At 58.2% G+C, this 20,304-nt stretch carries 19 protein-coding genes; 8 read left to right on the top strand and 11 right to left on the bottom strand.

The genetic code is table 11. From position 1 onward, the window contains the following. Positions 1-45 precede the first annotated feature (45 nt). From J8Z22_RS00240 to J8Z22_RS00280, 9 genes are all read right to left on the bottom strand, one after another. The gene (locus J8Z22_RS00240) at positions 46-555 is read right to left on the bottom strand and encodes a thioredoxin family protein (RefSeq protein WP_252008269.1); all 510 of its coding nucleotides are present in this window, start codon (positions 553-555) and stop codon (positions 46-48) included. Beyond that, positions 555-2,750: a TonB-dependent siderophore receptor gene (locus tag J8Z22_RS00245; protein ID WP_028112541.1), complete on the bottom strand. Its 2,196-nt coding sequence runs from the start codon at positions 2,748-2,750 to the stop codon at positions 555-557. The genes J8Z22_RS00240 and J8Z22_RS00245 overlap by 1 nt, the downstream gene beginning before the upstream one ends. An 832-nt stretch (positions 2,751-3,582) precedes the next feature. Beyond that, entirely contained in the window at positions 3,583-4,938 is a 1,356-nt protein-coding gene (gene gorA, locus J8Z22_RS00250; RefSeq protein ID WP_252008271.1) for a glutathione-disulfide reductase, read from the bottom strand. A gap of 151 nt (positions 4,939-5,089) precedes the next feature. Next, the gene (locus tag J8Z22_RS00255; RefSeq protein ID WP_252008273.1) at positions 5,090-5,872 is read right to left on the bottom strand and encodes a glutathione S-transferase family protein; all 783 of its coding nucleotides are present in this window, start codon (positions 5,870-5,872) and stop codon (positions 5,090-5,092) included. A gap of 88 nt (positions 5,873-5,960) precedes the next feature. Then, positions 5,961-6,497, bottom strand: a complete 537-nt coding sequence (gene sigZ, locus J8Z22_RS00260) for an RNA polymerase sigma factor SigZ (RefSeq protein WP_252008275.1) — start codon at positions 6,495-6,497, stop codon at positions 5,961-5,963. Between the two features lie 149 nt (positions 6,498-6,646). Continuing rightward, on the bottom strand, positions 6,647-7,183 hold the full coding sequence (locus tag J8Z22_RS00265; protein ID WP_252008277.1) for a hypothetical protein: 537 nt from the start codon (positions 7,181-7,183) through the stop codon (positions 6,647-6,649). A 24-nt stretch (positions 7,184-7,207) separates the two neighbouring features. Further along, entirely contained in the window at positions 7,208-7,897 is a 690-nt protein-coding gene (locus J8Z22_RS00270; protein WP_252008279.1) for a HupE/UreJ family protein, read from the bottom strand. A 71-nt stretch (positions 7,898-7,968) separates the two neighbouring features. Beyond that, entirely contained in the window at positions 7,969-8,376 is a 408-nt protein-coding gene (locus J8Z22_RS00275; RefSeq protein ID WP_252008281.1) for a hypothetical protein, read from the bottom strand. Between the two features lie 242 nt (positions 8,377-8,618). Next, entirely contained in the window at positions 8,619-9,311 is a 693-nt protein-coding gene (locus J8Z22_RS00280) for a hypothetical protein (protein ID WP_051252583.1), read from the bottom strand. A 241-nt stretch (positions 9,312-9,552) separates the two neighbouring features. On the opposite strand from J8Z22_RS00280, the gene prlC reads away from it, so the two are divergent. Further along, the gene (gene prlC / locus J8Z22_RS00285) at positions 9,553-11,595 is read left to right on the top strand and encodes an oligopeptidase A (RefSeq protein WP_252008283.1); all 2,043 of its coding nucleotides are present in this window, start codon (positions 9,553-9,555) and stop codon (positions 11,593-11,595) included. Between the two features lie 53 nt (positions 11,596-11,648). Here the strand turns inward: prlC and J8Z22_RS00290 are convergent, their stop codons facing one another. Beyond that, positions 11,649-12,266: a hypothetical protein gene (locus J8Z22_RS00290; RefSeq protein ID WP_252008285.1), complete on the bottom strand. Its 618-nt coding sequence runs from the start codon at positions 12,264-12,266 to the stop codon at positions 11,649-11,651. A 390-nt stretch (positions 12,267-12,656) separates the two neighbouring features. Between J8Z22_RS00290 and J8Z22_RS00295 the strand changes: the two genes are divergently transcribed. Both J8Z22_RS00295 and J8Z22_RS00300 read left to right on the top strand, forming a co-directional pair. Further along, a complete protein-coding gene (locus J8Z22_RS00295) occupies positions 12,657-13,373 on the top strand; it encodes a TetR/AcrR family transcriptional regulator (protein WP_028112551.1) in 717 nt (238 codons plus the stop codon). 135 nt (positions 13,374-13,508) lie between these two features. Beyond that, positions 13,509-14,270, top strand: a complete 762-nt coding sequence (locus tag J8Z22_RS00300; protein ID WP_252008287.1) for a class I SAM-dependent methyltransferase — start codon at positions 13,509-13,511, stop codon at positions 14,268-14,270. Here J8Z22_RS00300 and J8Z22_RS00305 read toward each other — a convergent pair. Further along, on the bottom strand, positions 14,267-14,416 hold the full coding sequence (locus tag J8Z22_RS00305; protein ID WP_156896977.1) for a hypothetical protein: 150 nt from the start codon (positions 14,414-14,416) through the stop codon (positions 14,267-14,269). The genes J8Z22_RS00300 and J8Z22_RS00305 overlap by 4 nt on opposite strands. A gap of 81 nt (positions 14,417-14,497) precedes the next feature. Here J8Z22_RS00305 and J8Z22_RS00310 point away from each other — a divergent pair, with 81 nt between their 5' ends. From J8Z22_RS00310 to J8Z22_RS00330, 5 genes are all read left to right on the top strand, one after another. Beyond that, on the top strand, positions 14,498-14,929 hold the full coding sequence (locus tag J8Z22_RS00310; RefSeq protein ID WP_252008289.1) for a GNAT family N-acetyltransferase: 432 nt from the start codon (positions 14,498-14,500) through the stop codon (positions 14,927-14,929). A 182-nt stretch (positions 14,930-15,111) separates the two neighbouring features. Then, a complete protein-coding gene (locus tag J8Z22_RS00315) occupies positions 15,112-16,767 on the top strand; it encodes a diguanylate cyclase (protein ID WP_252008290.1) in 1,656 nt (551 codons plus the stop codon). Between the two features lie 64 nt (positions 16,768-16,831). Beyond that, positions 16,832-17,365, top strand: coding sequence for a non-heme ferritin (gene ftnA / locus J8Z22_RS00320; protein ID WP_028112554.1), 534 nt, complete (start codon positions 16,832-16,834; stop codon positions 17,363-17,365). Between the two features lie 40 nt (positions 17,366-17,405). Further along, a complete protein-coding gene (locus J8Z22_RS00325; protein ID WP_252008292.1) occupies positions 17,406-18,773 on the top strand; it encodes an MFS transporter in 1,368 nt (455 codons plus the stop codon). 2 nt (positions 18,774-18,775) lie between these two features. Beyond that, the gene (locus tag J8Z22_RS00330) at positions 18,776-20,230 is read left to right on the top strand and encodes a DUF4145 domain-containing protein (RefSeq protein WP_252008294.1); all 1,455 of its coding nucleotides are present in this window, start codon (positions 18,776-18,778) and stop codon (positions 20,228-20,230) included. Positions 20,231-20,304: the final 74 nt, after the last annotated feature.

Genomic DNA, 20,304 nt, shown 5'->3' on the forward strand with positions numbered 1-20,304 from the left:
GCGCCGGGTTGCGAACCTGGCCAATAACCGGCGTCGGCAGGTCGGTTACTGCTGTAACCCCGCCAACTCGGGTTTTGGTGTACTGCTTAATAAAGGAATCAGTTGCTCAGGCGTGGTTAATCCCCTGAAATAACGAAGATAATGACCCTGCTTGTCGGCAACCAGCAGAATCGGGGTGGCGGGAATGCCGCCCATCTCCCGCTCCAGGGCCCTTGATGCCTGATAGGCTGGTAACGAGACGCCGAGATCAAACAGCGCCCGCTTCAATGCCAATCGGTTGCCGTGAACCCCCAGCATCACCGGGATGAAGCTGTTGTTTTGTTGCTGTTGCAGCTTGTCCAGAATTCGGGCTTGTTTGATGCACCAGCTGCAGTCTGGTTCGAAGAACATCATCACCACTGGCTGGCCAGCCAGGTGAGTGAGATCGGTTACCTCGCCGGAGCGCAGATTCCGGTGTTCAAACTCCAGCAGTTGTGGAGCTTCACTGCTGGCGGTGGCCAGTGCCGGGAGTAACCCCAGCACGGCCACCAACCAGAGACGCCAGAGGGTCAGCATCAGAAGGTGGCTTTCAGGCCAATGTAGGCTTCACGGCCGCGCAGCGGACCGTAGATGTAGCCCACGTCATAGCCGCCTTCGCGTCGGCCCTGAGCGTCGGGTTCACCGGCATCGTAGAACAGTGGCGTGTCTTCATCACCGGCCTGGGTGTAGTCAAACAGGTTGGCGACGCCCACGTAGGCGGAGAAGGTTTCGTTGATCTCGTAGCTGGCACGCAGGTTCATGGTGAAGTAGTCGGGTGCGTCAGTGCTCTTCTTGGAGCTGTCAACGACAAAGCCGTTGCCGTCTACCTGGTTGTAACCTTCGTAGCCATATTCGCTCAAGTCACGGCTGCCAACCCAAACGACGTCGGCGTACAGCTCCCAGCTGGCGATGTCCCAATCCATGCTCACGGTAACCCGTTCTTCGATGGGGGCAATGGCGTAGGAGGACTTGAAGGTATCGTCGTAATTGAAGTGTTCGGCGGTCAGGTTCACCGTCAGGTCGTGGGTGATCTGGTAACCCATGGCGATGTCGGTGGTGATGACGGTGGCGTCTTCGTCCAGCTGAGTCAGCTTAGGCACACCCTCGTCGGTCTCGTCCAGGGCCGCCAGGTTCTCTACTTCGGTCCAGGCGATGGAGCCGGTGGCGGTGAAGTGCTCACCTTCAAAGCTCAGGGCGTAGTTGGCGGAGTTGGAGCGCTCCAGGGAGTCGACGTCAATGACGAAGCCCAGGGTGCCATCCAGAATACCGTGGTCGGTTTCGAAGAAGGACAGCGGTGCGCGGTAGCCGCGGCCGGCAGACAGGCGAGAGGTCCACTGATCGTTGTGGCGCAGGCGCATGTCCACGCGAGGCGACAGGATAGACTCGTCAATTTCAGTGCCAGGCTTCTTAGGATCGATGAAATCCGCTTCGACCTGGTCGTAGCGCAGGGCAATGTTCACTTCCAAGTCGTCGCTGGCCTGCCAGGTATCCTGCAGGTACACGCCCATTACGTCGTAATCGAAGGAGTCAGAGGTGTACTTTTTATTGGCGCTGCCGGAGCGGGAGTGAGAGCGCATCTCTTCGGTACGCAAATCGGCACCGAAAGTCAGCAGATGATCATCGTTAAGCACGTAGTTGAAACGGGCATCGAAGAAGTACATGGTGTCTTCGGCGTAGTAGTCGAAGCCTTCGTAGAAGGAGTCCTGCTCATGGTCGGCGTAGCTGGCCGACAGCGTCATGTTCAGGTCGTCGTTCATGTCGTGCAGCCAGCTCAATGACGCTTCGTTGCGCTTGGTCTCGATCCACTCGGTGGTTTCCCAGGCTTTGCCGATGAAGTCTTCACGCACGTCGCCGTTGTTAAACAGCTGGCCGGTTTCGGAGGGAGCGTCATCAAAGGCGGCAATAATAGCCCCTTTGCTGTCAAAACGACCATCGGCGTAGGTCTCGCCCAGCATCGGGCCGCCGAAGATGTCGGAGTAGATGTTAGATACCCGCAACACGATGTTGTCGTGGTCACCGATGTCGTGGGAGATGCGAGCGCTGATGCTGCGGTTCTCCTGAGACGGCGCTTCGTTAACCTTGTTGTTGTCTTCGTCGACCTGGTCGCGATCGTCATACTGAGCAATCAAGGTGGCGCGAGTCATGCCATCTTCGCTGACGCCATAACCGACGAAGCTGAACTTCTGGTAGCCCTCTTCACCCACGGACAGATCCAGCTCGGCACCGTTTTCAATTGGCTCGGCGGTGATGACGTTGATGGTGCCGCCGATGGCCTCTGGGGCGATTAGGGAGGCGCCGGCGCCACGGGCTACTTCGATGCGGGAGACACCCGACGTCGGAATGGCATCGACGGCGTAGAAACCGGAGATCATAGTGTGAACCGGCAGGCCGTCCACCAGGATGGTGGTATGTTCGCCTTTCATGCCATTCATCATGATGCGCTTGACGCCGCACATGGAGCATTCGGCTGAGACTTTGACACCAGGGGAGTTGTCGATCGCTTCGGTCAGGTTAACCGCGTTTTTGCTTTCGATCAGGTCGGAACCGATCACTTCGGTCTTCTGGATGGTATTGGCCAGAGTACCCGCCTGCTCAAGACGTTGGCGAACGCCCATGACTTCGATGCGTTCTACACCTTCGGTCTGAGTTTGTTTCGCTGATTCATCCTGGGCATGGGCCCCGATGGGGGCCAGCATCGCAATGATCAGGCTGGCTATTTGGGTCTTTTTCACAACGGCAGTCCTTTCTATATCCGGTACTGGAAGAGGTTTGTTGCGGAGATGGTATTGGAAATGAGAATGGTTGTCATTACCAAATGAGGGGGTTCGGTAACTTTGGAGCAACAACTTTTTGGGGCTGTGAAACAAATCACAATCGAACCTATTGTAATAAATCGTGTTCAGCCTGGCTGAATCCACCGGTAGAGCGGGCTTTGGTGTTGATTGGCTTTCGAAAAGGCGAACTGCGGATGTTGTCTGTTTGTGACCGTGGGTGGATGCCGGCTGGGATCAGTCAGTGCCATTTCGCCATGAGTTGGGCTGAGGCTTGTATACATCTGGTTACAACTGTGACGTTTTGGTTGTGTTTTTTATGATCCGGCGCCCATTTTCTACCTTAATGGTAAGAGTTGCAGTTGATAATGATTGTTATTTGAGGTTGTGTGGTTTAGCTTTTTTCTGTCGATGGCGTCATTGCCATCGGCTCGGAACCCTCTCCCGAGCGGGGATTTACGATCTGCCTGGTTGTGATGTCTCTTATCTCTTTGGTGGACTGCCTGCTGCCATAGAGATACTCGTTGCGTTGGAATTGATTGTCTCTCTTTCACATTTGCCTGTTTGTTGAAAGAAGGCGCAGCGAGGAGGGAGAGTGTTCCACTTCCATCGCGGTCATTGGTCCCAAACGCCCGCTTGATTGCCTAATTCCCCTGTCGCTGGCAACAGGATCTCCCGTTTGTGGCAAAAGGCGGTGCAATATCATCTTCTTGCCAAGATGCTCGGTCACGTCGCCTCAGACATGAAAAAAGCCGCTCTGTTGAGCGGCTTTTTACTGTCTGCCTTGGGCGTTTTAGCGCATGGTCACAAACTCTTCGGCGCTGGTAGGGTGCAGGGCCACGGTGTTGTCGAAGTCCGCTTTGGTGGCGCCCATCTTGATGGCCACCGCAAAGCCCTGCAGGATCTCATCCATGCCGAAGCCGATGCCGTGCAGGCCGACAATTTTCTGTTCGGGGCCGGCGCACACCAGCTTCATCTGTGTCTGCTGGCGGTGGGCGGTGACCGCGGTGTACATGGCGGCAAAGCCGGAGGTGTACACCTGAACGTTGTCTTCGCCGTACTGCTCTACCGCCTGAGGCTCGGTCTGGCCAATGGTGCCGATGGCCGGGTGACTGAAGACCACGGTGGGTACCAGCGAGTAGTCCATCTTGGCGTTGGGTTGATTGCCAAACAGCCGTTCCGACAGTTGTCGACCCGCCTTTACCGCCACCGGTGTCAGCTCGATGCCCCCCTCCATGATGTCGCCGACGGTGTAGATGCCGTCGACGTTGGTGTTCTGGTACTCATCCACCGGAATGAACCCGCGGTCATTCACCTTGACGCCAGAGGCTTCGATGTTGATGACGTCGGTGGCCGGTTCACGGCCGATGGCCCAGATCAGGGTGTCGACGTTGAGGCTGTTGCCATTTTCCAGTTTCAGGGTCAGGCTGCCATCGGCCTCTTTCACCACCTCCGACGGAATGGAGTGGGTATGCAGCGTTGGCCCTTCTTGTGCCATCAGATCCACCAGGGTCTGGGTGATCAGGGGATCAAAGTTGCGCAATGGGGCGTGTTTGCGCACCAGCAGATGGGTGTCGCTGCCCAGGGCATGCAGCACCCCTGCCAGCTCCACTGCGATGTAGCCGGCGCCGACCACCGCCACCCGCTTGGGTTGCTCGGTCAGGGCGAAGAAGCCATTGGAATCGATGCCGTGCTCGGCACCGGCAATCGCCGGAATGGTGGGGCGGCCACCGGTGGCGATCAGAATGTGAGGGGCGGTGTAGTGCTCGCCGTTGACTTCGATGGTGCGGCTGTCGACAAACTTGCCAAAACCGTTCACCAGGGTGACGCCATTGGCGTCCAGGCCTCGGTTATAGCCACCGTGAATGCGTTCGATGTAGGCTTCACGGCTGGCCACCAGCTTGCTCCAGTCGAATCGGTTCACGGTCAGATCGAAGCCGTAGTCGGCACCGTACAGGTTGACCGCCTCCGCTACCTGAGCCCCAAACCACATCACCTTTTTCGGCACACAACCGACGTTCACGCAGGTGCCGCCCAGGTGCTTGGCCTCGATCAGCAGCACCTTGGCTCCGCGCATGGCGGCCCGGTTGGCTGATGCGATGCCGCCGCTGCCGGCACCAAGAACGATGTAGTCAAATTGCTGAGCCATGGGAGTGATCCTTTACTGGTTAGGCCGGTTATTACCGGCATAGATGGGTCTATGTTGTACCGTTAACTGGGGTTCACCTCAACCAAAAACAAGGGATTGAGGCAATCGGTTTCGGCGGTAAGGCCCGGCGGCCTTACCGCCGCTTGCCGGGCTAACCGCAGCAGCCGCTGTCGCCACAGCTGCTGGATTTGGGCTCGCAACTGGCCAGGATGTCGCGGCATTGCTGCTGGCCGCAGCACTCATCCAGGGTGTCGGCCTGGCACTGGCAGGGCTGGCAGTGGCGCTGAATCCTGCCCAGTACCGTCTGTTCTGACAGGTAGTAAGCACTGAATTTCTCAAGGAAATCGTCGGCAACGCTGCGCTGGCCCAAGCCGGTGTCCATCAATGCCTGTTGCCAGGCCTGGGTTTTGGGGTAACCGGCGACAAAGTCGTAACCGGAGTGCTGTTTGATGATCCAGGCCCGGTGCAGCACCGGTAACCAGGCCAGATCGACCATGCTGAGGCTGTCACTGTTGAAGTAGCGTTGGCCTCCCAGCACCTTTTCCACCTTGGCAAAGGCGCTGGCCAGTTTGGCGCTGTGTTGTTTGAGGGAGTCGCCGTCTTTGCTGCCCATCGCCGGGCACTGTATCAGGTATTGCTTGCTGCCCAGATAGCTCCAGGCGCGATTGTGGGCGACCTGTACCGGACTCAAACCGGGCTGCAGGGGGGGATAGGCGTCTTCCAGGTATTCGGCGATGGCATCGGACTCGAACAGCACCTCGCCGGCTTCGGTCTGTAGCAACGGCACCTGGCCATTGGGGGAGATATCGAGAAACCACTGCGGTTTGTCGTTGAGTTGAATGTACTCCACTTCATAGGGGAGGCCTTTGGCTTCCAGTAGGGCGGTAATGCGCTGAACGAAGGGGCAGATGGTAAAACTGATGACTTTAAGCATGGGGCCTCTCTTGTCTGTGACGCCCGGGGTTGTCCCCGGGTTACGGTGTCAAAGACGCGGGCGGCCGCAAAAGGACGCAGATTTATTTCTAGCAGCCTCGGCAATCGGGATCTTTGGGGTGGTAATCGAGGACGCCACCTCGGCCTACTTCGATGTCGCAGCAGGCGGTCAGGCGCTGCCGCAGTTGCTGTCGCCCTCGTTGTACCCGGCTTTTGGCACCGGACAGGGTCAATCCCAAGTGATCGGCAATCTGTTGCTGACTCAGCCCCTGTAACTCGGCCAGTTGCAGCGGCACCCGGTAGCGCAGGGGCAATTCATCGATGAGCGGCACCAGGCACTGGGCCAGTTCCCGGTGTGCTTGCTCGGCGTCATCGGTCTGGGGAGCCGCCAGATCGTCCGGCAGCTCGTTGTGGCTGCGGTGCTGGCGGTGGTGATCCATGATGGCATTGTGGGCGATGCGGTACAGCCAGCCATTGAGGCTACCGTTGTTGCGAAGCTGGTGCAGGTGGGTGTGGGCCTTGAGGTAGACCTCCTGCAATATGTCATCAATGGCGGCAGGGGTATCAACACGTTTGCCGATGTAGCTTCGCAGTCGGTCTTTGTGGCTTTGCCAGTGATTCAGCATCAAGCGGTTCTCTCGGGTTGTCCGGTGTGTGAATAGATCCTTGACGGGCCGGGGCAGAAAAAGACGCAAAATTTGATGAAACCAGTATAGCGTTGCCCGATGGCGGCGCCAAAAAAGGCGCCCGTAGGCGCCTGTGGCTTCTGCGAAGATCAGCCTTTGATGACGTAATTGCCCTTGAGGGTCAGGGAAACCTGTACCGGCTTGCCAGAGCGGTTTTTCCAGTACCAGCCATGGGAGCCGGTGAACGGGGTCGTCAGCGATCCCTTCATATTGCTGGAGGTGGTAATGGCAAAGCTCTCGAAGTAACCGCTGGTGTCGCCTTCAGGCTCGCCATGAAAATCGAAATACAGTGGCGTGCCGTCGGTGTGCCATTCGTATTCCAGCTGAGCGTATTGGTCCATCAGCAGTTTGTACTCCAGCCCCTTACCGGCGGGAATGGTAATGGTGATCGTATCCTTACGCTGTTGGCGGGTCGGCGGGGCCTGGTCAAGGGGGATCGTGGCCGGGGCTTGGGCGGCTTCGGCCAGCGCCGTCAGCCCTAGAGCCTTGCCGGCACCGGTGGGATCAATGTTGTACTCCGCCGGCAGGATGCAGGTCAGCAGCAGTACGGCCGCCAGCAAAGCCGCGGCGACGCTGGCCTTGAGCAGGGTAGCGGTGGAGTGCACCGGTGGTGTGAATTGGGTCATGTGGAATCCTTATTGTTATTGGTTTTAGTTGCTGAAATAGCCGGTCAGTTGAAAGCCCATCAGCATCAGACCGCCGCTCATCAGCAGGGTGTTGGTGATGGTGGCGAAGTTCAGGTAGCTGGAGTGGCGGCGCCAGGCGCTCATCATGATCAGCACCACCGTCAGGGCCAGGAACTGGCCGATCTCGACGCCGACGTTAAAGGCCAGAATGTTGGCCACCAGGCCGTCGTCCGGCAGGTTGAACTCCTGAATCTTGGTGGCCAGGCCGAAGCCATGGAACAGACCGAAAATCATCACCGCCGCCTTGGTGTTGGGCTGGTAGCCCAGCAGACGTTGAAAGCCGCCAAGGTTGTCGAAACCCTTGTAGACGATGGACAGGGCGATGATGGCATCCACCAGATAGGCGTTAACGTGAATGTCTGCCAACACGCCGTACAGCAGGGTGATGCTGTGTCCCAGAGTGAATAAGCTGACGTACAGCAACACGTCCTTGGCGCGGAACAGAAAGAAAATCACCCCGACCAGAAACAACAGGTGATCGTAGCCGGTCAGCATGTGTTTGGCGCCGATGTACAGGTAGGGGACAATCGAAACCCCTTGATTAACAGTGAGAAACTGGCGGGTGTTGTCGTCGACACCGTGGGCCAGCAGTGAGAATGACGCCAAGGCGCCCAGGGTCAGTACCAGGGCGTTCAGCCATGGAGTTAGCCTCATAAGTGCATTCCTTTTAGAAGCTGTAGATGGTTATCGGTGCGAACCGATACAAAAAAGAGGGATCAGGGCGCTTAGGCGTTGGGAGGCGGAATCGGCGGCGCGTAGCGACGGCTGAGGTAGCTGAGCCGAGTCGCCGTCACGGCATCGGTAGATAGGGCCAGGTTGTGCATGGCCAGGTCAACCGGAGGGTGACAGGGGGTGTGGGAGTGGCTGTCGTGATGATGTTCCGAGGCTTCGGCACCACCGGCAAGCTGAGGCAGGTCGACGTCATCGTGATGGGTGTGGTTGCTGTGGCTGTGATGAACCTGAGCCCCAAGCGGGTGCTGCTCAGCCGGGAATTGCACCGACATCGACCAGCAACTGGCGAACAATTGACACACAAATACCACCAGCATCAGGGCCGGTGTCAACTTCGAGTGCGCCTGGCGCGATGAAGTCGGAGTGGGTATCACTTTGGGAATCCCTTTGCGTTTGGTCATTATTCACACCACAAGTGGCGGCATTAAAGCAGATGCGTGAGTGGGCGTCCAGCCGTGGTTGACTGTAAGTAAGGCGTGTTTATAGTTTTGGGGAACTGGAGTTCAGACAGCGGTGGTGCAACCAGAAGATCGCTTTTTTAGAGACTGGTGCGGTCGAAGTCGTGGTGCATTAGCCGGGAGGCGCCACGCGTAGCAAACAGAAAAAAGGGAGCCGTTGGCTCCCTCGTTGCAAGGCGCTGAAATCAGAACGCGGCGGTGAAGTGAATACCACCCCAGGTGTGGCCGTCGTCGTTACCGACATCCAGTTCCACATCCTTATCGGCTTTCTGGTGTTCAACAACGGCGCTGATGGCCCAGGTGTCGTTCAGCTGGTAAGCCAGGGTGGCGCCAACAGCGGTGTGGTTGGCACCGTCGTGCTCCGGGCTGGCATAGCCATAGTCCAGACCCATAATCACATAAGGGCTAAAGGTCAGGGTTTCGGTAACAGCGAAATCACGCTGAATGCCCACTTCCACGAAGCTGCCTTCGGCCTCGGTGCTGTAGACATAGGTGACAAAGGGTTCAAACCACTCCAGTCCGCCGTAGGCGATGCCGGCGCCCCATTCGTTGTCGCTTTCGTCGTCTTCAAAGAACTCCAGACGGGTGTAGCTGGCGGACAAGCTGAAGTCGCCCAGCTCGAAACCGTACTCGATGCCGACGTTGAGTTCGTCGTAATCGACACTGGAGTCGGCGGCGTAGCCGTATGCCGCAGAGAGGGTGATGCCGTTGTCAAAGGCGGCGGCGCCGTTGGCCCAGTAGATGCCGCCTTTATCCAGGTTGTCACGACCCTCGGAGATGTACTTCGAGTCGTAGCCGAGGTCAACTTCGTACTCTGCGGCCAACACCGATGTGCTCGCCAGCGCTAGCAGAATGCCGGTGGTTAGAATTGATTTCATTGTACTTTGCCTGTTTGTTTGCCTGTAAACTTGTAAGTTGCACTACAAGTGAGAATTAATTGTATTCGTAATAAACCCGAGCATCTGTGAATGAAATCCCGAATTATTTTGAGAATCACTCCAATATCAGGATCAAGGTCACGAACAGCAGTTTTGCCCTGGTTGTATTCCGGGAATTGATCCCCATCTCTTAGGGAGCGCACTACCCTTTGTACAGGGTGATTTTTGACAAGGAGCTTGCATGACCAATCCGCTACTCAACACCGTCGACCTGCCACAATTCTCCGCCATCAAGCCGGAGCACGTTCAGGGTGCGGTGGAACAGGCACTGGCTGCGTGCCGGGATAAAGTTGAACAGGTGGTGGCAGCAGGCGCCCCCTATACCTGGGCCTCGCTGGTTGAGGCACTGGATGAAAGCGACGATCACCTGGGTAAGATCTGGTCTCCGGTGAGCCACATGAACTCGGTGGTTAGCAATGATGAACTGCGGGCGGCCCACGACGCCTGCCTGCCGGCGCTGTCCGAGTACGGCACCTGGGTAGGTCAGCATAAGGGCTTGTATCAGGCCTATAAGTCACTGAAAGCCGGTGATGAGTACGCCACCTTGACGCTGGCGCAGAAGAAGGTGATCGATAATGCCCTGCGTGACTTCGAGCTGTCCGGCATCGGTCTGGATGACGACAAGCAGAAACGCTTCGGTGACATTCGCATGCGCCTGTCCGAACTGTCCAGCCAGTACGCCAACCACGTGCTGGACGCGACCAATGCCTGGTCAAAGCAGGTGGATCAGGTTGAGGCGCTGGCCGGGTTGCCAGACAGTGCCATTGCCGCTGCCCGGCAGACGGCAGAGCAGCGCGGTCAATCCGGGTACCTGCTGACGCTGGAGTACCCCTCTTACCTGGCGGTAATGACCTACGCCGACGATGCTCAGCTGCGCCAGGAGGTGTACACCGCCTTCTGTACCCGGGCATCGGACACCGGCCCCAATGCTGGCGAGTTCGACAACAGTCCGCTGATGGCCGAGATGCTGCAACTGAAGCACGAACTGGCTCAGCTGCTGGGTTTTGACAGTTATGCGGAGATGTCATTGGCCACCAAGATGGCGGAAGCGCCGACTCAGGTGGTGTCTTTCCTCAATGAACTGGCGCTGCGTTCGCGCCCGCAGGCGCAACAAGAGCTGAAGCAGCTGACCGCCTATGCCCGTGAGCATCATGGCGTCGAAGCGCTGAACTCCTGGGATATCGGTTACTTTGCCGAGAAACAGAAGCAGCACCTGTACAGCATCTCCGATGAGCAGCTGCGCCCCTACTTCCCGCAGGATCAAGTGTTGAGTGGCCTGTTTACCACGGTAGAAAAGCTATTTGGCGTTCGGGTTTCTGAGGTCGAGGGGGTCGACAGCTGGCACCCGGACGTGCGCTTCTTCGATATTCACGACGCCCAGGGCGAGTTGCGCGGCAGTTTCTATCTGGATCTGTTTGCCCGCCAGCACAAGCGTGGTGGTGCCTGGATGGACGATTGCCGCGGTCGTCGGCAACTGCCTGGCGGCGGCCTGCAGAGCCCGGTGGCCTACCTGACTTGCAACTTCAATGGCCCGGTGGGCGACAAACCGGCGCTGTTTACTCACGATGAGGTGGTGACCCTGTTCCATGAATTTGGTCATGGCATTCATCATATGCTGACCAAGGTCGATGCCAGCAGCGTCGCCGGCATCAATGGGGTGCCCTGGGATGCGGTGGAGTTGCCGAGCCAGTTCCTGGAAAACTGGTGCTGGCAGGAGCAGGCGCTGGCGTTTATCTCTGGTCATTACCAATCCGGTGAGTCGCTGCCCAAGGCGATGCTGGATAAGATGTTGGCGGCCAAGAACTACCAGAGTGCCATGATGATGGTGCGTCAACTGGAGTTCTCTCTGTTCGATTTCCGTATGCACCTGGAGTACGACCCGCAACAAGGTGAGCGGATTCAGCAAACCCTGGATGAGGTGCGTCAGCAGGTGTCGGTGATCAAGGCGCCGGAGTTTAATCGCTTCCAGCATGGCTTCAGTCACATCTTTGCCGGTGGCTATGCCGCCGGTTACTACAGTTACAAGTGGGCAGAGGTGCTGTCGGCGGATGCTTTTGGTCGTTTCGAGGAGGAGGGCATCTTCAGTGCCGAAGTGGGAGCCGACTTCCTGAACTGCATCCTGGAGCGGGGAGGCAGTGAAGAACCGATGGCGTTGTTTACCCGTTTCCGCGGCCGGGAGCCGCAGATTGATGCGTTGTTACGCCACAGCGGCATCGCCGCCTGATACCAATCGATTCACGCTAAGGGGCCCATTCGGGCCCCTGTTTGTTGGTAGGCTCAAAACAGAAACCGGGTTTCCAGAATCAGGTTGTCGGAGGCATCGGTACGCTCACCGCGCAGATTGAACGCCACCTGAGACACCGGGTAGAACACCATGCCAATGCTGGCGACGTTCCAGCTGTGATCAAACTGGTCGCCCAGTTGATAGCGCAGCTCCAGGTCCAGCCGCTCTGCCAGATTGCCCCGGGCCTGAACGGCAACCACCGGATCGATGGAAAAGGACTCCTGCTCCTGATGGCGCCATTGGGCGATGCTGGTGCCGATGCCCGCCAGAAAATCCCAGTTGTCGGTGTGGTGCAGGCGGTAATCCAGCCGCCCCTGAAATCGATTGATCCTGGCCTCGGTCATTGGCTGGCCTCCCTGCTGCTGCCAGTTCATGTCGGCATTGAGATCCAGCAGCCAGGTTTCGCTGAGTTGGGTCAGTGCGCCGGCGGCCAGTTGCAAGCCGGATTGGTCGGTGGCGTGAATTCTGGCCAGTGAGGCGTGGGCGTAGTTGTAGTTCACCGGGGTCAGGTAGTCGTCAAACCAACCGTCCAGCCACTGGCACAGATCCCCACACACGCTCCAGGCGCTGAAGGAGAGCAGGGACAGGTGCAATAGGGTGATTCGGATCACGCGCAATACTCCAATGAATGTGACCCATTGATTAACCGATATCGGCCGGGGATAACAGAACATTTACATGGCGATTGAAGGATGTTCGATCCTGGTCAAATTTTTACCACCCCGATTCAAGAAAGTCGCTGCCGGCGCCGCTGTAGCCCGGATGGTGCCAATTTGATCACTTGTTTTTCTGAGTCACTGGTGGCAGGGCTGAAGGTGCACCTTGAATGATATTTTGACCTACATCATTTTTCACCGATAAAGTTTCGCAACCCTTTGTTTACTAATGGAATTGCTTCTGTAAGTGTGATCTATAACTCGGAAGGGGTAACTAAATTCTGGTTATATATCCGCATCGTGCCGGGAGAGCGCCGTGCTCTGGCAAACAGGAGTAAAAGGACGATGAGTAAATCTGATTTATACAAGGTTAGGGAAACCCGCATTCTGTTGGCTGCCCTGAACACTGCGAGCAGCAAAGGGGCTCTGGACTTTCGTATGGCCGATGTTGCTCGTGCCGCCGAATGCTCTGTCGGTACCCTCTACGGTCACTTCATCAGCAAAGAAGACATGATGGCGGCCTTGGTGCAGGTAGGTCTGGGTCGTCGCAGCGAGTTTGCCAAGAAGGTGAACGCCATTGAGCTGTCTGGTCTGGAGCGTTTCGTTAGCCTGTTGGTGCTGGAGCAGCAGCGTCTGGCCCATGACGACATCCTGGCTCAGCTGGAGTTGCTGGTGTGCTACAGCGACTTGTGGCGCCGCGCCGCCGATAAGCGTGTGGCCGCACTCAGAGATGCCTCTGAAGAGTTCGATCAGCAACTGGACGCCGCCCTGGTTGAGGCCGATGGCGAAGGCTTCCGGATCAGCGATGAACAGCGTGCCCGCCTGATTGCCCGTGGCCGCGCCGCGGTGCTGGGCGCACAGCTGCAGACTTCCCGCCAGACTCTGGTTCCTTGCGGGGTAATGACCAATGACGGTGAATTCTATAACGTCCTGGCCGACATCGTGCGCTGTGCCAACGGTCCAGCTCTGGAAGGCAGCGAATGGTTGCAGAAGTGTCAGGGTGCGCTTGAGTTGGGTCGCGAACTGATCGAGCAGCCGGTGTTCGGACTCGACGCCGCCTAATACGGTTGTGACCACATAGGGTTGCCGCCTGGGCCCCGGGGAGACGCTCCCCGGGGCCCAATTGTATCACCGCCATTGGCCTTGGCTTCCCCGGCCTTGGTATACTCCGCCCCTAGCTTAGTCGCCGGGTGGCCCATGTTTCCGATTTTCCTTGATTTTGACTCCGCTCCTGATTCCTTGCTGCAGGAGGTGGCAAACCGCTGGCAATTGCAGTCGGATCCTGATTCCCCTTTCTCCCTTGGCTATGAGTCGGGTGCGCTGTGTCTGCGACTGAGGGCGCAGCCCAAGATGGGCGCCATTTGTGTGGATTTGGTACAGGGCGCCAGTGCTCACCGGCGCAAGTTCGGCGGCGGCCGAGGTCAGGCCATTGCCAAGGCCGTGGGTCTGAAAAGTGGCGTGACCCCCGTCGTGGTGGACGGTACCGCTGGCCTGGGGCGGGACAGTTTTGTGCTGGCCAGCCTCGGCTGCCGGGTGATCATGGTCGAACGTCACCCTGTGGTGGCGGCGCTGTTGGAAGATGGCCTGCGCCGGGCTCGGGCCGATGCGGAAATTGGGGTCTGGGTCAGCGAACGCTTGTCTCTGGCTCCGGGCAACAGCATCGACGCCTTGGCGGACATCGAGGAGGATGTGGATGTGGTGTACCTGGACCCGATGTACCCGCACCGGGCCAAGTCAGCGCTGGTGAAAAAGGAGATGCGGGTGTTCCAGCAGTTGGTGGGCAGCGATGAGGATGCCGACGACCTGTTGACGCCGGCGTTGTCGCTGGCCGCAAAGCGGGTGGTGGTCAAGCGGCCGGATTACGCCGAGCCACTGAATGGTGTGGCTGCCACCATGGCCATAGAGACCAAGAAAAACCGCTTCGATGTGTACGTCAAGGCGGCCATGACCCAGGGCTAGCGAGGACTGGTGGGTAGCTTATCGTACTGGCGTCGCCCCAGTGCGCGGCGTCGATCGGTACTGGCGTCCGCATCCCGGGGTTCCGCCCGGCGATCGCCGTTCTGGCGTCGATCCTGCTGGCGCCGCTCCTGCATAGGGGATGACATACTGACCTCCACGGTGAAGCCTGCCTGTCTAGCATTTATAGTCGTTTTTGTGCCTTTGTGAAGTTTGCAGCGGAGATTTACATGTCCTGTCCTGATTTGATTTGCCAACCGCTTGAGGTGGAAGCACTGCCGTTGGCGGATCGGTTTTATCGCAGTCAGGGAGGCAAAGACCGCTGCCGGCGCCATGAGCGAGTGTGGGTGGCCCGTCGGCAGGGGCGGATAGTGGCCGTGGCGCGCCGGGTACCGCTGGAGTCGCACTGGGTGCTGCGGGGCGTGCTGGTGGATGAGGCCGAACGTCGTCAGGGGGTGGCCACCGAACTGCTGCGTCGTCTGCTTATGGAGAGTGAAACGCCGGTGTGGTGCTTCGCCCTGCAGCATCTCAAGTCTTTCTATCTCAATCTGGGTTTTCAATGCCCGGAGACGGCAACAGAACCGATGCCGACGGCCATTGCCGGGGCTCTGGCCGCTTACCGCCGCAGTCAGCCAGGGTTGCTGGGCTTCCTTCGGCCCTGAGCAGCGCTGCGTCGATGGCATAGTGTCTTTGATGCTGTTTTTGTTGGCTTTTTTATTTCTCTTGGGCAGCTTGGTTTTAAAACACCGGAATGAGTCGGTTGTTAGCACGCGAAATATCTAAGAGTTTCTATACTTACCAATAACTTGACCAGGAAGGTCGCTCGCTGACTCAGGGATGATGGATGTTCAACTCGCGCGTATTCCTTTATTTTCCTATGGCCGCCATGATCGCCATGATGTCGGTCGCCCTGCTGATGGTCTCGCTGTTGTATGAGCATCGGTTGCATCGCCATTCCGAAGCGCGCCTGCACCATCTGGCGCAGCTGGGGGTCAGCATGGTTCGGCATCATCAGCAGCGACCGGAAGAGTCGCTGGACGGTTTGCTGGCTCAGGTGATAGACCGCTCCGGCAGCCAAATGCTGGTGCTGGATTCCCAAGGAAACATCCTGGCCGACTCCCAAGGGCAGGCGGAGGACCTCAGTGGCCGTTTCAGCCTTGAAGAGCGTCAACGCCTCGTTCAGGGAGCCGAACTGGAGGGAGGGGGGCGCTATCGGTTTGACCCGCAGCGTCAGCAACGGCTGCATTATGTGACCGCCCGCGTCGACTCCGGAGATTCGGCGGGGTCGGTAGTACTGGTGTCTGAGCCTTCTGCCCGTCTGGATAACCTGGTGCTGATGTTGCGCTTCTGGGTGCTGTTGGTATGGGCCGGCTGCCTGGTGGCCATTGCGCTGACCAGCATCGTCTTTGGTCGCTGGATGCGGCGTCAGACCGCCGCCGAAACCGAGACTCTGGAGGTGACCGTGGTGGCGAGAACCCGGGAACTTACCATGCTGCAGCGCCTGGGGAGCCTGATGTCCGCCTGTACCTCCGTCAGCGGCGCCTGCCATGTGCTGGAGCCCATCGCCAGCCAGTTGTTGCCGGGCACGTCCGGGGCCATCGCCCTGCTGAAGGTGCCCAAAGGCAAACTGGAGCTGGTGGCCAGTTGGGGAGGGCCCTGGGGAGGGCGGGATCGATTCAGTGCCGATGAATGCTGGGCGTTGCTCAAGGGGCACGCCCATCTCAGTCGGGAGGAGGGGCTGGAGATTCACTGTGAACATTACCGTGACGACCGCAGCTGCCAACTGTGCATTCCTTTGTTGGCCCAAGGGGAAGCCCTGGGGGTGTTACAACTGTCGTTTCTGGACGAGGCATTGATGCTGGACAGTCGACCCATGGCCGAGTCGTTGGCGGAGCAGGTGGGATTGGCGCTGGCCAATATCCGTCTGCGAGACAATCTGCGTCAGCAGGCGATTCGGGATCCGCTTACCGGCCTGTTCAATCGTCGCCATATGATCGAGTTTCTGGAAAATCAGTTGGCGTTGAGTGCCCGCCAGCATGCGCCATTGTCGATATTGATGCTGGATATCGATCACTTTAAGCGTTTTAACGATACCTTTGGCCATGATGCCGGCGATTTTGTCATCAAATTGGTGGCAGAAGAGATTGGCAATCAGGTGCGAAAGTCGGATCTGGTGTGCCGCTATGGCGGTGAAGAGTTGGTGGTGATATGCCCGGATACCGAAGTGATGGGGGCCCAGGAGTTGGCGAGGAAGATCATCGCGGCGGTAGCGGCCATGGAGTACAACCACGCCGGCCAGTCGTTGGGGCAGGTTACGCTCTCGGCCGGCGTCAGCTGCACTCAGGGAGCCAAGATGACCATAGAGGCACTGATGAAAGACGCCGACGATGCGCTGTATAAAGCCAAACAGGGCGGTCGCAACCGGGTCGAATTGGCCACGGGGCTCGAGGCATCGCTGCCAGCGGCGGCGCTGAAGCGTGAAACCACTGAACCAGGTTGATATTTGGGTCGTAACCCTCAACAATGAGGGCCAGTAACCTATGACCAACCGGAGTGTGGCTACCATGCTGTCTAGTGCGATGATCGACAAGCTTAATGAGCAGATTAACCTGGAGTTTTTCTCCTCCAACCTGTATCTGCAGATGAGCGCCTGGTGTGAAGACAAGGGATTTGAGGGGGCGGCGGAGTTTATGCGTGCCCATGCCGACGAAGAGATGCAGCACATGCGTCGCCTGTTTACCTACGTCAGCGAGGCGGGTGGCATGCCGATGATCGGCCAGATCGAGGCCCCGGACCATGCGTTTGAGACCCTGAGTCAGCTGTTCGCCAAAACTTACGAGCATGAGCAACTGGTGACGCGCAAGATCAACGAGTTGGCCCACACCGCCTTCAGTAATCAGGACTACTCCACTTTCAACTTCCTGCAGTGGTATGTGGCCGAACAGCATGAAGAGGAGAAGCTGTTCAAGTCGGTTCTGGATAAGCTGCAGCTGGTGGGTGACAGCGGCCAGGGCCTGTATATGGTCGACAAGGAGTTGGCTTTGCTGGCTCAGTCGGAAGGCGACAGCGTCATGACCGCCACTGCCGAAGGCGCCTGATACGCGGCGATCACAGACATTTCTCCCAGACTGTGGTGCAATGGCGGCACTTGCATTTAACGTCGCCGCCTCTATGCCCCAGTCTGTCCCTACTCGGGTGCTGATCCTCTTCGGGTTAGTGAACCTGCCTTTATCGATGATCATGTCGCCGACGGCGGCCATTTTGCCGAATTTCTATATCGAGTTCAGTGCCGTCACCCTGGGTGCCATGGCCACGGTGACCTTGGTGACCCGGTTTTTTGATGGCATCACCGATCCGCTGATTGGCTTGGTGGCGGACCGATTTGGCAGTCGCAAGCCGCTGATGATGGTCGGGGCGCTGGTGTCGGCGTTGGCGGTGTGGCAGCTGTTTACCCCTGCTGCCGACAGTGGCATCGGCTACCTGATGAGCTGGTATCTGTTGCTGGCCCTTGGCTGGACGCTGGTGGAGATCCCCCACAGCGCCATCTCGGCAGAACTCAGCCACGATTATCAACAGCGCAATCGTATCTCGTTGTGGCGCCAAATATTGGGCTTTGCCGGCGGGGTGCTGTTTATGGCTTTCCCGCTGTTGCTGGGACGTGGTCGGAGTTTTGATCCGGAAGTGATGCGGATGCTGGCCGGGTTTGTGGCGGTGTCGCTGCCGCTGCTGGTGTTGCTGATGAACTGGCGACTGACGATACCACCGCAGCCTCATTGCCGCCGCGTCCGGTTGTGGGATCTGCCGGCCATGCTGGTGACCTTGCCTTACCTGAAACACCTGCTGCTGACCCAGATTCTGTTTGGACTGGCTACCGGTGCGGTGTCCGGGCTGTTTGTCCTTTACGCCAGTCAGTATCTGGAATTGGGGGATGCCATTCCCAAAATTGCGTTGCCCATGACTCTGGCCATGGCCCTGAGCATGCCGCTGTGGCTGCTGGTGTTACGTCGAATGGACAAACACAAGCTGTGGGCGGTGTCGGCACTGGGGATGATCGGGGTGCTGTTGCTGATCATTCGCATTGAGCCCGGACCGCAGGCGCTGACGGCCATGATAATGGCCATGACCGCCTTCGGGTCTTTGGTGGGATTGTCGGCGCTGGTGCTGCCGTCGATGCTTGGCGATCTGGTGGACGTGGACATTGTTTATAACGGCAAGGCAAGAGCCGGAATTCTGTTTGCTTTTCAGGCATTAATTCTCAAAATCAACCAAGGCGTCGGTGGTGCCATCGGTATGTTTATTCCCGCCTGGTTTGGTTTTAACGCCGAGCAGGCACTCAGTGCCGAAGCGATTAAAGGGCTAAAGCTGGGATTTGCCGGTTGGCCTTGTCTGTTGTTGTTGCCGATGGTCTTGTTGGCGTGGCGTTATCCCTTGGATCGCCGCGCCCATGCTAAACTGGCTTCCCGAATTGCCGAGGGTGGCATATCGGTGTCTGACGAGCAGAGGTAAGGGTGGCAATAAACGATTTGGAACTGGCAAGGCGGCTGGATGCCGGTTTGGTCGATGATTACCGTCTGGCACGCAGTTACTGCCTGGATGTGCCCACCTTTGCCTTGATCCACTTGCGCAGCGTGGCCCATAAATTGGTCGACTTGCTGGCCGGTGCCGTCGACATCAAGTTTAAAAGTAAAAATCTCTACGATCGCATCGAGGTGTTGAATCGGGCCAAGGCCATCGATGTGCGCCTGGCCCGGCAGATTCACAAGCTGCGCTCTGAGGGTAACAAGGGCGCCCACCCCGAAAAGTACCGCCTGTCTCAGGAGCAGTTGGTGACCCTGGCACAGAAGGCGGTGGAGATCGCCGCCAACCTGATGGACGGCTGCTTTGCCACCATTAAGGGCCAACAGCCGCCGGAGTGGCAGTTTGAAGCGCTGGATCAGGTGGCGGGGCGGGAGCTGTGTTATCGCGCCGTCATGGAGGGGGATCATCAGGCCCAATACCTGGTGGGGATCTCTCTGAAGGCCAAGGGGCTGATGCAGCGGGAGCGGGAGTTGTCCTTTGCCATCGCCAACGACAGTGCCGATATCAATCTGGATGCCTCGGCGTCGCTGCTGAAGCAGGCCAGTTACTGGTTTGCCCAGGCCTGTGATCACCATGATGGCGCTCGGTTTGAACATGGGGTAGCGCTGATCCACGGCCATGGCGATCGTCAGGATCAGGAAGCCGGTGAGGAACTGGTGAAGCAAGCGGCCGATGCCGGTTTGGCACAGGCCCAGGCGTTGCTGGGGTATTTCTATCTCTCCAGTAGCACCGCCTTTGAGCAAAACCTGGTGTTGGCAGAGCGCTACCTGTTGCTGGCGGCGGAGCAGGATCAGGCCGAAGCCATGGCCAACCTTGGGGTGTTGTACCATCAGGGCGTCGACGGTGTGGCCGATACCGAAAAGGCCGAACTCTATACCGCCCAGGCGGCCCGTACCGGCTACCCGGTGGCACAGTATCATCTGGCCTTGATGTTGATGGATAAGGAAGAAGCGGAGACCGAGCAGGCGATGCAGTGGTTGCAGCAAGCCGCCGAGCAGCGCTATCCCGATGCCATGGCCGACCTGGCTCGAGTGCTGTTGGACGGCGACCAGCTGCCTCAGGACCCGGCCCGTGCCAGCCACCTGTACCGTGAGGCGATTCGTTATGCCGGCCTGCCCAGGGCGATGTTTGAGTTGAGTCTGGCCATCTTCGACAACGAGGTGCCCGATGCCGATCTGGTGGAGGGGGCGACCCTGTTACAGGCGGCCTACCATTACGCCGAATCCGGCAGCGATCTGCACCAGGCCATCGAGGCGTTGTCGCCGCAACTGGTGGCCGCCATCGAGGCGGAGTGCCGCCAGGCGACCAGCGAACAAACGCCGTTATTGAGCCTGATTTTGCAGCGTTTTGATCCTCAGAGGCTGCCGAAACCGTTTCGGCGCTGACCTGGATCACCCTCGTCATCGTTGGCCTCGTCGGAACTTGAACGGCGTTTAAGGCTCTACTTCAGCAACCACTC

The organism is Ferrimonas sp. SCSIO 43195 (genome assembly GCF_023716685.1).
Classification (GTDB): domain Bacteria; phylum Pseudomonadota; class Gammaproteobacteria; order Enterobacterales; family Shewanellaceae; genus Ferrimonas; species Ferrimonas kyonanensis.